At 49.0% G+C, this 12,947-nt stretch carries 10 protein-coding genes; 2 read left to right on the forward strand and 8 right to left on the reverse strand.

Going from position 1 to position 12,947, the window contains the following annotated elements; translation table 11 throughout:
• Positions 1–5: 5 nt before the first annotated feature.
• The gene (locus tag D3H65_RS03560) at positions 6–2,126 is read left to right on the forward strand and encodes an endonuclease MutS2 (RefSeq protein WP_119048940.1); all 2,121 of its coding nucleotides are present in this window, start codon (positions 6–8) and stop codon (positions 2,124–2,126) included.
• Between the two features lie 73 nt (positions 2,127–2,199).
• Here D3H65_RS03560 and D3H65_RS03565 read toward each other — a convergent pair whose 3' ends face one another.
• The gene (locus D3H65_RS03565; RefSeq protein ID WP_119048941.1) at positions 2,200–3,096 is read right to left on the reverse strand and encodes a VOC family protein; all 897 of its coding nucleotides are present in this window, start codon (positions 3,094–3,096) and stop codon (positions 2,200–2,202) included.
• 158 nt (positions 3,097–3,254) lie between these two features.
• Here D3H65_RS03565 and D3H65_RS03575 point away from each other — a divergent pair, with 158 nt between their 5' ends.
• Positions 3,255–3,737, forward strand: coding sequence for an ester cyclase (locus D3H65_RS03575; protein ID WP_119048943.1), 483 nt, complete (start codon positions 3,255–3,257; stop codon positions 3,735–3,737).
• 18 nt (positions 3,738–3,755) lie between these two features.
• Here the strand turns inward: D3H65_RS03575 and D3H65_RS03580 are convergent, their stop codons facing one another.
• The 7 genes from D3H65_RS03580 to D3H65_RS03610 form a co-directional block, all read right to left on the reverse strand.
• Positions 3,756–3,944 (reverse strand): hypothetical protein, encoded by a 189-nt coding sequence (locus D3H65_RS03580; protein WP_119048944.1) that lies wholly within the window; start codon positions 3,942–3,944, stop codon positions 3,756–3,758.
• On the reverse strand, positions 3,941–5,929 hold the full coding sequence (locus tag D3H65_RS03585; protein ID WP_119048945.1) for a serine hydrolase: 1,989 nt from the start codon (positions 5,927–5,929) through the stop codon (positions 3,941–3,943). The genes D3H65_RS03580 and D3H65_RS03585 overlap by 4 nt, the downstream gene beginning before the upstream one ends.
• Positions 5,930–6,004: 75 nt before the next feature.
• Complete coding sequence (locus D3H65_RS03590) at positions 6,005–7,357, reverse strand: MutS-related protein (RefSeq protein WP_119048946.1); 1,353 nt, start codon at positions 7,355–7,357, stop codon at positions 6,005–6,007.
• Position 7,358: 1 nt separating this feature from the next.
• Positions 7,359–8,708, reverse strand: a complete 1,350-nt coding sequence (locus tag D3H65_RS03595) for a MutS-related protein (RefSeq protein ID WP_119048947.1) — start codon at positions 8,706–8,708, stop codon at positions 7,359–7,361.
• A gap of 16 nt (positions 8,709–8,724) precedes the next feature.
• Positions 8,725–11,022, reverse strand: coding sequence for a Gldg family protein (locus D3H65_RS03600; protein ID WP_119048948.1), 2,298 nt, complete (start codon positions 11,020–11,022; stop codon positions 8,725–8,727).
• Between the two features lie 45 nt (positions 11,023–11,067).
• Complete coding sequence (locus D3H65_RS03605; RefSeq protein ID WP_119048949.1) at positions 11,068–11,988, reverse strand: ABC transporter ATP-binding protein; 921 nt, start codon at positions 11,986–11,988, stop codon at positions 11,068–11,070.
• 35 nt (positions 11,989–12,023) lie between these two features.
• The gene (locus D3H65_RS03610) at positions 12,024–12,929 is read right to left on the reverse strand and encodes a zinc-binding metallopeptidase (protein ID WP_119048950.1); all 906 of its coding nucleotides are present in this window, start codon (positions 12,927–12,929) and stop codon (positions 12,024–12,026) included.
• Positions 12,930–12,947 lie beyond the last annotated feature (18 nt).

The following is a 12,947-nucleotide window of genomic DNA, read 5'->3' on the forward strand; positions in this document are numbered from 1 at the left end:
CATTTATGAAATTTTTTCCCGAGTCGGCTTTGGTGCAATTGGAATTTGAGAAAGTCAAGTCTTTGTTAGAGGAGTACTGTAATACCTTGTATGCCAAAGAAAAAGCAAAAGAACTACGCATTCATACCCGTAAGGAGTATATTGACCTGGAGCTGCAGCAAACCCACGAATACAAGTTGCTGGCCCAGCATGGCCTGAATTTTCCCAACGATCATACGCTTAATATAGCCAGGGAGCTGAAACTCATCGGTATTCCCGGTGCGGTATTGTCTGAGGAGCAGCTGATGCAGGTGCGCAAACTGGCGGAAAGCCTGCAAAGCATTTTCCGTTGGTTCGATTCTGAGCGCCGGGGCGCCTATCCGGCCCTGGCTAAAGTGGTGGCGGACACCTATTACGAAAAAGCCATCCTGGAACTCATAGACGATGTGCTGGATGAGAGTGGCAATGTAAAGGACAATGCTTCTGAAGAACTGTCCCGCATACGGCTGAGCCTTTATAAACGTCGTAATGAACTGCGCCGTTTGTTTGACCGGATCGTACAGAAACTGGTCAAAGCCGGTCATGCGGCCGATATTGAAGAAGCTTTTCTCAACGGGCGTAGGGTAGTAGCGGTGTATGCGGAACAGAAAAGGCAGGTAAAGGGTATCCTGCATGGTGAAAGCGATACCCGTAAGACAGCCTTTATCGAGCCGGAGGAAACGATCGAACTGAACAACGACATCTTTTCCCTCGAAAATGAGGAAAGCCGCGAAGTATACCGCATCCTGCGCGAGCTCACGGCCAAACTGGCCATGTACGCGCCCCTCCTTAAATCCTATTATGATATTTTAGGTGAATATGACTTTATCCGGGGCAAGGCCAAACTGGCGTCGGCCATCAATGGCAACCTGCCCATCCTGAGTGATAAAGCCCATGTACACCTGGTGCAGGCTTACCATCCTTTGTTGTACCTATATAACAAGCGTTCCCAGAAACCTACCATGCCGGTAGAAGTGACGCTCGATGAAAAGAGCCGCATACTGGTTATTTCCGGTCCCAATGCCGGGGGGAAAACGGTTACCCTCAAAACCGTAGGGTTGCTACAACTGATGATCCAGAGTGGCCTGCTGGTGCCCGTACACCCCACTTCGCAGTTCGGCATCTTCAAGCAGATCATGATCCATATTGGTGATACCCAAAGCCTGGAGTTTGAGTTGAGTACCTATAGCTCACACCTCAAGAATATGAAGCATTTCATGGAAGTGGCCAATGGAAAGACACTCTTCTTTATTGATGAGCTGGGTAGCGGTAGTGATCCCAACCTGGGCGGCGCTTTTGCCGAAGTGATCCTGGAAGAAATGGTGCGCAAGCATTCCATGGGTATTGTTACCACCCACTACCTCAACCTGAAGGTAATGGCCAATAAAACACCGGGCATCATCAACGGGGCCATGGCCTTTGATGAAAAGAACCTGATGCCAATGTACAAACTCATCATTGGTAAACCAGGTAGCTCTTATACTTTTTCCATTGCAGAGCGTATCGGCCTGGCGCCTTCATTGATTGCCCGTGCCCGCCAACTGGTGGAGGAAGATCATTTCCGGCTGGATAAGCTGCTCAACCGTACTGAGCAGGACCTGCAGGAGATCGAAAAGAAGGAAAAGGAATTGCATAAGCTGCTGAAGGAAAATGAGCGGATGAAGAAGGATATGGAAGCCCTCATTGACAAAGAAAAGCATTACCAGCAGGTGGAATTGCTGAAGCACCAGAATAAGGTGACGGAAGAGCGTATCGCCTACCTCAAGGATATGGAGCGCAAGTTGAAGCAGATCGTGCTGGATTGGCGCAAAGCCGGTAGCAAGGAGGATAAGCGCGACCTGATGAAGCAACTGCATGCCTTGTTATTTGGCCAGAACCAAAAGCAGGTAACTGAAAAAGTACAGAAAAAGATCGGTTCAAAATACAAGGAAGTAGGCGGCGAAATTGTAATTGGCAATAAGGTGCTGATGAAGAAGAACCACCAGGTAGGATTTGTAAAAGAAATACGTGGCCGCAAAGCGGTCGTACAACTGGGGCTGATGCCTATTACAGTGGATATTGACGATCTGACCGTAGTAACGGAAAAAGTACCTGAACCGCCTCAATAACCGGCATGAAAATATACTCTGCTTTGTACTGCTATTCAGTAGCCTGCCGAAGCCTCTTTTAATTTGATTGATCTTAACGAAAGGTAAAGGGCTCCATGAGTTCCACCCTGGTTCCATCAGGATCGTACAAGTTAAGTTGCCATTTATTATTGCGTCCTATCCGGGGAGGAGCGAGGTTATAGGCTGTTTTAGTGGCTCTCGGTCTAAGCATATCTACTGCCTGCTGCATGTCTGGCACCAGCAATGCAATATGGTGCAGGCTGCCCAGTTGTTGTTTATTGGGTGGTGCATTGATCAGCATGTATTCAATGTAGTCGGTACTTTCCGGCAGGCGCATGTTGATCCAGCTGGTAACGGAATCGGTGGCGCCACCTTTCCATATTTCCGTAAAGCCAAGTATGTCTTTATAAAAAGCATCTGATAATGGCAGGTTGGCAATGGTGATGCCTGCATGTAGTATCCGGGCTGATATGGGGTTGCCTGTTTTTGGGGTGATAGGGTTTGGACCTGCATCGGGGTATTGGATGAATTGCAGGAGATGATTTTCCGGGTCCAGTATCGCAAAAGAAAGACTGCCGTCGGTGTACCTGGTAAGTGTATCCGGCACTGCCGATCCTTTACTTTTTAAATACTGCCGCATGGCGGCTGCATCGGTGGTTTGTAAACCAATGGCCAGCAAACGCTCTATTTGCCCCGCTGGCAGACCGGCATGGACGACTATATTCTGCCGCTGGTTGACACGGATTAGTAAAGATTGTTTACCACGCATGCTCAAAGGACTTAGCGGATAGCCCAACAAGCCCTGGTAGAAGTCTGCTGCTTTTTTGATATCGCTTACTTGTACTTCTACTGCCGCAATGCCAATGATGTCAGGTCGTTTGACGGTTTGTGCCTGACTGGCGACCATCGCCATCAAAAGTTGTAGCAGGATCAATAAGGAAAAACAGGGGTGTGCTATTTTACGGGACATACGGTAAGTTACAAAGCCGGTACATTATTTACAACAGGATTTTGGGAGCAGCATTGGGATAAAAGTGCAATGGGCTTGATGAAGGATAAGGAAATATCTTATCCCATGATATTGGGCATGGTTGGGATGGGACAGAACTTTAGCCGCAAAAAAAAGTTATGCGGTTAGTTGCTGCCAGTATTGTTTTTGGCCTGTCGGCCTTGTGCGTTAGCTTCTCCGGTACTTCTCATGAAGCCCAAAATAAAAAGATCATCCAGCGTTATTATGGAGAGGTTTGGAACCAGGGTAGACTTGGTGTGCTGGATGAATTGCTCGACCCACAATACATTAATCACACGCCCAGTGTACCCAATCCACCGGCAGGGCCGGCAGGTTTAAAGCCCATTGTAGCAGCTATCAGAAGAGCTTTTCCTGATCTGCATTATGAGATCAAAGACATTGTCGTCAATGATAGCATGGCGGTGGCCAGGGTAGTGATGACAGGCACCCAGCTCGATAGCTTGTTCAACCTGCCGCCCACTGGCAGGAAGATAAGGGTTAATCAAATGAATATCGAAAAAGTGCGCAATGGCAAGATTGTGGAACACTGGCGGGTAACAGATGAGCTTACCCTGATGAAACAATTAGGCTTTGTGCCCTAGAGGAGCGGCAAAAGCAACCTATTGCAGTTCCTCCAATATCAGGTCGGTCATATCAAACCGGGGAAAATCGCCTTTGTTGCTCAGCAGGATCACCAGGATATGGTCATCTGGTTGACGCACAAACATGGAGTAATAACCGAAGTCGCTGCCCGGGTGGTATATAATGGTATGCTTCTTCGATTTTTTAAACAGCTTTTTGTCGATCATCCAGCCGTAGCATCCCATTTCATGAGATCTGTCACAGTAGTTGCGATACCGCCGGCTCCGGCTACATTGGTGATGGGATAGACCGGTTCTGGCTGGCCCAGCCAATAGCCGGTTGAATTTAATGTGGTCAGTCCAAATCCGGAATGATCCATACCTGCCGGAGTGAATATCCGTTCCTGTAGTTGCTTGCCATAGGACTGCCTGGTAACCTTTTCGATAATGGCCGCCAGCAACAGGTAGCCCGAGTTGGTGTAGCTAAACCGGCTACCCGGCCTGAATTCGGATGCGTCACTGCAAAAAGCATTGACCAATTCCGGAAGGCTATACGCCTGGCTTATGATCTTTGCCGTATAGCCTTCATTTTTGGTGTAGCTGGGAATGCCGGAAGTGTGTGTTAATAATTGGGCGATGGTTACAGCGCCATGTACATGAGCAGGGAAGAATTGTCCAATGGTATCTTGCAGATCCAGTTTTTTCTCCTGTACCAGCTGTAATATCAACTGGGCGGTAAAAGACTTGGTAAGTGAGCCGATCCTGTATTGGGTGCTGTCTGTCGCTGGTATTCCCTGTTCCTGGTTGGCCATGCCATACCCTTTGGAAAGAATGGTGTTCCCTTTGTATTTGATCAGTACGGATCCGTTGAAGGAGCCCCTGTTGTGATAATATTGACAGATGGAGTCGATCCGGACGCCTTCATTGCCTTTTATCTTCCGTAGTCTGGATTCCATGCTGCCTTTCAGGCTGAATGCTTCATTCCTTTCCCCGATGGCTTGGGCTATAGCTTCAGTGTTGTAATCAGGCAACAGGATATTGTAATCCTTCCAGAATTGGCTGGTATTGTCGGTCTGCTGAAATTCGATGAGCTTATTATTGCCCAATGTTTCCTTGCCCGAAAAGGAGTTGGCAGGCAGGGTATCAATATCTGTTACGATATAATCTACCGTTATATCGGCCGGGAAATCATAGAATGCCCGGTTGCTTTTGAAGTTCAGGACATTGTCGTTTCTTACGGTAGATAATATCCATTTGCCGCCATAAGGCCGGTAGGTGATGTCCCAGGCTTCTTTACGCACATCGATATTCAATCCGATGATCTTCATCAGCGCCCGGGTGCCCGCATCTCCATATTTGCAATAGGCCATGCCGCGGGGACTTCTGGCCATTTGTACTGAAATAAAAGCGAGACTTTCTACATCGATCAGTATTCTTCCTTTGAACAGGGATTCGTTTATACCTTCCTTTTGATCAAACAATAACTGGTATGCTTCCCGGCCATTGTATTGCATTACGCCCCGCAAGGTGAACTGGTGTTTCTTAATACCTTCTTTGCTGAGCAGTTCCGAAGCTGCAAGCTGTTTGATAATATCCAGTTCATAGAGGTCCTTGGGTTTAAGACCGAGGTCAATGCCGTGCGATGCCTGCTCGTCCTGTATCGACCGCATCTTCAGCAGCTGGAACTGGTTTGTTTTGGAGGAGGTATACCCAAAGTTATAAATATCAAAAACGGCTTCAGACAGCATGATGTGTTCTTCCCCTTTTTTGGTATCGATCCGGTAGAATCCGCGTGTAATATGCGGCGTTGTGAAGTAGTTGTCGGCTATCCTTTTCTGCGCATTTTCCAGCAGCTCCAGCGGGTTGATGGGTTTTACCACCACCTTCTGCAAAGCCTGGGGCAAGGGCGTGAGTTGAAAGTCGACAGGTTTTGATTTGTCAATACCTGCTACTGCTACACGGAGCGGGTGGAAGCCCAGGTGGGTGACCTCCAGGGTATCATTGGCGGCTGCGCCCCTGATTTTCAGCAGGAAGTTTCCTGCCTGGTTGGTGAGTGTGCCTGTGCCCTTGGTAACAAGCCTTACAGAGGCTCCGGCCAGTGGTATCTGATGGTTGTCTTTTACCTGGCCGGTAACCGTCCATGGTGTATCCTGGGCGGGGGAATGAAAGCAATAGGTGATCAGGAGGGAGAGCAGGAGTAGAAATCGCAGCATTTATTTTTAGCTAAAATAGGCGTGCATATGTTAAGTATTATTTAAAACGAGTACCAATAGCCTGTCCTATTAATACTAGGTAAGATTGTTGGCGACGGATTTCCCCCGTATTATATCCACAATACCCTCATTGGTAATGATCATCATGCCATGCCGGTCGGCGGAAATGCCTTCCTGCAGTTGATATGTGTACCGGGGTGTCTGTTTATCCATAATGGTGGGGAAGAATACAAATTGCATGTTGCGGCAACGTTCCCGCAGGGTTTCCCCGGCTTCTACGATATGGGTAGACACGATAAAAGTAACGTTGCTGTTTGCTCCCAAAGCTTCCGTTACTGCTACCGTGGCGTCATAAGCATCCTTTACATTGGTGCCCTTAAACAGTTCATCAAAGATGATGACCAGGTTTTTTGATTGGCTCACTGCTGTCGCCACTTCTTTTACCCGTAATACCTCTGCATAAAAATGGCTGTACCCCATGGCCAGGTTGTCGGGCACATTGATGGAAGTGAAGATGCCGTCCTGCACAGAAAACTCCATGTTTTCGGCAGCCACCGGGAAACCCATATGCGCCAGGTAAACTGCAATGCCAAAGGATTTCATAAAAGTGGATTTGCCCGCCATATTGGCACCGGTGAGGAAGATCATATTGCTGGCATGGTTGGTATAAACGCTATTGGCCACCGCTCCCGGCACGCGGGGATGGTACAGGTTGGTAATAGCAATACGGTTTTGCCCGTCTGCAAAAGGAAGGGCCCTGGCCCAGGTGAATTGCCGCTCACCCGCAATCTTCGACACGGTGATGTACACATCAGTTTCATACAATACCTGCATCAGCCACTGCAGGTCCTGCTGCAGGGTATGGCGCAGCAAGTGATCGTATTGTATAACCTTTGATAGTGGTAAGGCAGCACCGCCCCGGTCGTTCAATAATTTTTGAATAGCCGGATTATTGAATAATTGCTGCACCTTGCGAATGGTGGTCCCCCATGGAGAACTGCCATCGGGATCAAGCTGGCTATAGAACAATTGTAGCTGGTCCAGTAACTTCATCACCTGCAACATGCCGCTCTGTATCAGGTCGTATTCCTGGTCGGAGGCCATCAGGCGCATTAGTTTCTTTCCGGTGAGTCGTATGGCGGCGGCGGGCAGGCTATTGCTGCCTGCAGTACTGAGGTAGTGCTCTACGGCCTCACACAGTTCCTTACTTATGGGGAAGGCAACGGACCGCTCGCGGAAGAATTGAAAGATACTGCTGCGGACATTGATGTCGGCGGCATTGCTCAGTGGCTGCTGGAACATCGATTCCAGTAACAGGCCCCCGCCGCGCGATTGCGTGCGATTGAACAAATGAAAAATGGAATCGCTTTTATACCTGCCGGGAATGTTCAGGTCATCCAATGTCTGCTTATCTGCAATAAAACTCATGTCAAACGGTTTTTAGTCGCTGTTGCCTGCTTTTGATGATCTCGATGATCCGCTCATTGTTGATGATCATCATGCCATGTCTATCGTTGGTAATGCCTGATGTTAACTGATAGGTGTAGCCGGGTATATGGCCATTCATCACTGTAGGGAAGTACACAAAATTGATATTGTCGAATTGCTTTTTCAGTACCTCGCCTGCTTCAATGATATGGGTAGAAATGACAAAGGTGCAATGATGCTTTTCGGCAAAGGCGGCCGTAATGGCCACCGTGGCATCATAGGCATCTTTTACATTGGTGCCGCGGAAAAGCTCATCAAAGATCACCACGATATTCTCTGTACGATTTACCTGCTCCGCCACTTTTTTCAGGCGCAGCACCTCGGCATAGAAATGACTGTACCCCATATGGAGGTTGTCCGACAGGTTGATGGTGGTATACAAGCCACTTTGCACAGAAAAGGTCATACGCGCGGCCGGTACCGGAAATCCCATATGGGCCAGGAAGATCGTAATGCCCAGGGTTTTCATGAAGGTCGACTTGCCAGCCATATTGGCGCCGGTAAGAAAGATCACATGGCTATGCTGATCCACCTCCAGGGTATTGGCCACGGCTTTGGGCAACAGCGGATGGTACATGCCTTCAATATGCAGGGTATGACCGCCGGCCGCCTCTGCTTGTGTAAACGCAAATCCCCGGTCTTTCGCCACCTGTGCAATGGACAGGTAAACGTCCATATGGTAGAGATAAGAAAGCAGCTTCCTGATCTTCTCCCTGGCGGCAAACCTCAATACCTGGTCGTATTTAGCTGTTTTGGCATAGGGTAGTTTTTTATTCCCTTTCTCTTCATACATCCAGGTCAGTTGCTCATTCTGCAGCAATGTCTCCATTCCCTGTACTTCGGCCTGGTAAGCAGGAGGTGCTTTCTGTGCCTGCAACTGATGCAGGAAGTCGCGCAGGGTATTGAAGATGTCGATGGCCGCCACTACGCCTTTGTGCAGCAATTCATATTCCGTGTCGGCTCCCATATAATTGCGTACCCTGCGCTGCAGCGTATCATCGCCTTCTACCAGCCGGCTGCGTTCGTCGGTATTGCTCAAATAATGTTCAATAGCATCAAATGCTTCATTGGCAAATGGAAAGGAGGCCTGCTTTTGCAGGAAGTACTGAATGATGCGGCTGCGCCGGTTGATCTTTTCCGCATCCGACAGGGGGTAGGTAAACATCTCTTCCAACAGGCGGGCGCCGCCATTGGTATGCGTTTTATTGAACAGGTGGTAGATACCACCCGAGCGGTGCTTGCCGAAAATATTCAGGTCATCCAGCGTTTGCTTATCTGCTATAAAAGCCATGATCGATCAGTTTAAATTATCTGCCTCTTCTGCGGATCCAGAGCACGATGGCGCATATAGCCAGTATGCCGGGGAATACCCAGGTGAGCAATACTTTTATCCGGAAAGCGCCGTCTTTGTCTGCTGATATCTTATCGTCTGTTGAGTCCGGCCTGCGCACATCGATGGGCACTTCATTATCCGACAGCCAAAAGAATGCGCCTGTAAGGATCGAGTAATTCACGGCCGGTATATTATTACGGGTAATGCTGATCTCACCATTGCTGATACAATCGGCATCACCCAGTATCACTATCTTCTGCGTTCTGCTGCTCACTTTCCGTGATAAAGCCATGGCTGTTGGATAAGCCTTTTGTACTTCGCCAATGGCTGGGTTCAGGGATACGGAGTCGTCAATGAAATCGGTGGTCTCCATTTCATTCCAACTGAGGGAGTCGGAAGTCAGCAACGGGGTAACGGCAAAGCCTTTATCCGTCGTATATTCCAGGCCTACGGCGCTGGGCATGGTCACCACCCGCTTTGCTTTATGCATCGAGCCAAAGACATAACTGAGGCTGCCAGCCTGGGGAGTAGCGCGGGCAATGGTAAAGTTGGCTACAAAGTTGTCGTTCTTTTTCACCAATACGCCGGGCGCGAAGCGGACGCCGAAGGGGGCTACGAGATCATCCATGGCCTGCTGCCGTTTTGCCTCACCGGCTATGAAGAGATTCCCGCCACGCGCCACGTACTTGTCCAGGTTCACTTTTTCATCCGGCATCAGGGCCGTTCTCATATCCGCTATGACGATGATATTGATGTCGTCAGGTATTGCCCGGGTCAGTACCACATCGGCTACATTGAAGCCCTGGTTGATGACAGAGTAGCGGAAAGGTTTCTCATCGGCAAAACGGTTGTAATTCCGGTCGCCTTCTTTGTGGTTATCGCGCTCACCATGACCGCTTACAAACCCGATCTTTGGCAATGGCATCGCCAGTCTTTTCAGCGCGGCGGTGATCTCTGCTTCTGAAGGGAATATCATCTGGTCATCGAAGATGCGCAGGAAGGTCTTCTCGCCGCTTTCCCTTTCGATCACCCGTACAAATTTGTAACCTTCGGGGGAGAGATCCACTTTTTTCCTGACTTCCTCCACGGGCGTAAGCATACTTTCCTTCATACCATAGAGCTCCAGCATTTTTTGCAGACGTTCCTTGTTGTTGAGTTTGGGAAAGCGTTTGGCCAGGCCGGGATTGTTGGTCGTATCGGCATAGTAAACATACTTCAGTTTGATCTCCGGCTTAAAACGTACGTATTGCCTGAACCGGTAGATGTCGGCAAGTACGGCCCTGGGATAAGCGATGTATAAATTCTGATCGTCCCAGATATTGGTATAGGTCGTGATGGTCAGACCGCCCTTCAGTTTTTTGATCACCTCCTGGCTGTTGGGCGTCAGGGTATTGAATTTGGTAGAAGTTACGTCGTAATACTTCATCAGCATAGGACGTGAGGTAGCATATCCGAGCAGCAGGGCTATACTGATAACACCTACATATTTCCATACCGAAGCCGTCCACCGCGTTTGTTGCCGCACTGCATTGAGGCGGATGATGGTCAGGGAGAGGAATAGCAGCATGACGATCACAAAATACAGGAAGTCTTCGCTGCTGAACAAGCCCAGCAGGAAGCCGCCAGCCCGTCCGGAGATGGTAAGCCAATAGGTAATATCCCGCACAAATTCAATGTCCTGCCAGAGGCTGCCCACATAATTGAGGGCCGCCAGTACGGCCAGGGTACCCATGGCGGCTACCACCTGGTAAGAAGTGAAGCTGGACATGAACAGGCCGATGGCTGCATATGCAGTGATGAGCATATAGATACCCAGGATGCCCATCAGCACAGCTTTTAGTTCAAAGTCCCTGATCGTGCTCCAACTAGTTAATACATACACCAACAGGATGGCTACGAGAATAAACGCATAGATCAGCATGGAAAGGTATTTACCCAGGATGATCTGTGCATTGGTAATGGGTGAGGAATAGAGCAGTTTGATGGAGCCGCTGGCAAATTCCCGGCTCATCAGGCCCATTGTGAGCAAAGGAATATACAGGTATAGGTATCCGAGTACGTTGGTGAGTACACCGCCCTGCTGGTTGGCAAAAATATCGAGGGAGATACCCGAGGATTTATACCCCTGCTCCAGGTACCTGACCCAGCTTTCGTACTGCGAAGAGAAACCCATACTGACCTGGAAGGTGAATATGATAATGATCAGCCACGCTACGGGCGAGTAAAATAATGTTTGCAGTTCTGCCCGCGCTATATTGAATACGGTCTTCATGGTTGTGCTTGCTTTTTCTTAGGGAATCGACTGGGTGAATAAATCCTATTGCTTTGAGAGTTCGGCGAAAATGGCATCGAGAGAGCTCTTTTCCGCGTATATTTCTGTGAGTCTCCAGCCTCGGGCAACACTGGTTTCGATGATGCGTTCTTTCACTTCCTGCCCGTCGGTGAATTTCAGCCGGTACTTTGGCCCGCCCAGTTCTTCCACCCCTGCCACACCGGGAATGGCCTGCAATTCGGCTACGGATGGCATGGCGATCATTGATACGATCAGCGTATTGGGAACAATGTAGTTGTCAAATTCATCTACTGTGCCGGCAAATACCACGCGGCCCTGTTCGATCATGCGTATATAATCGCACGTTGCCTGTACCTCGGATAAAATATGGGTGGATAAGATCACCGTGCGTTCTTCTGCGATCTCCTTTACAAGGTTGCGGATCTCCAGTATCTGGTTGGGGTCGAGCCCATTGGTAGGTTCATCCAGTACCACGAACTCGGGATTGTGAATGATGGCCTGGGCGATGCCTACACGCTGCTGGTATCCGCCAGACAGGTTGCGGATGAGCCGTTTGCGCATATGGGTAATAGAGCATCGGGCAAGTACATGAGAAACCGCCTTGTCTATTTCAACCGCCGGGATAAAGCGCAGCCGCGCGCTGTACTTCAGGAATTCCTCTACAGTAAGGTCGGTATGCAAGGGGGGCTTCTGTGGCAGGAAGCCAATGCGACGTTTGGCTTCCACCGGGTTTTCCCGCATATTGATCCCCCTTACATACACATTGCCTTCCGTTTGCTTCAGCACACCACACATGATGTTCATAGTGGTAGATTTACCGGCGCCGTTGGAACCCAGCAGGCCGTAAATCCCATTTTTCGTGATCTCAAAGTTGATGTCCCGGATGGCCCATTGCACACTGTAACGGTGCGATAACTTCTCTACTTTTACAATTGAATCGGTCATAATAGGGTAGTGGCCTGTTAATATTTATTAATTGCTTATTGTGCATTTCCGATGGCCTGCAGGTCGACGCCAAATGTTGCCTTGAAATACGCAATAACGATATCATACTTTTTTTTGATGATCCCCTTGGTGTCAATGGCGGGATTTAACACACCGCCCGTGGCAGTGAGCTGGGTATAAGTATTGGATACAATGGTTGACATAAATGCATCCCAATCAGCATCGGGCGAACGCCGGTACCAGTCGATCACACCCTCCTGCTGAAAATTGGCATAGGTCAAACCCGTATAATTCGTCAGCACTGTAAAAGCGCTGCTGCGTTTGATGGCTCCTTTACTGAAGGCAGTTGACAGGAACACGGAATTGAGGGTAGACTTATAGGCATACCTTTCTGCTGCCGTTATGCTGGTGATGCGAGGGCCTCCCCAGGTGAGGGCAAAGAAATCAGGTCCCTGGTAGGTATCCTGTGGTGTAGGCCAGTTATCCGTAGGTTTGCCCGGGCCTGCATAGGCATAATAAAAGCTGTCCAGCAGGAATATTTTTTTCGGTAACCCGGCTTTCATCAAGGCATCCGGGTAGTATTTCAGCCACAGGTCTTTCAGCAGCGCCAATTGTTGCCCCACATAAGCCTCGTTGGCCGGTACATCGAAATAACCGCTGGCAGTTGTTGAGTCTTTGACCGGATCATAGATGCCATTTGTATAATACTTTACCTGGTAGTACAGGTCTTTGGCCACATATTTATACAGGAACATGGTATTGTACTTCTGGAACAATTGCAGGATATCGGCATCGTAGGGATGATTACCCTGGGGCAGGGTATAATCACCGTATACGTTTTCCTTTTCAGGCGAAGGGGTGAGGGCTTTTTCTTTTTTGCAGCCCGCTGCCAGGACTGAAAGTCCTGCCATCAGAAAGAGAAAGTTGAAAATAGGTTTCATAACAAGTTGTTTGAGCGT

It is taken from the genome of Paraflavitalea soli, from assembly GCF_003555545.1.
GTDB lineage: Bacteria > Bacteroidota > Bacteroidia > Chitinophagales > Chitinophagaceae > Paraflavitalea > Paraflavitalea soli.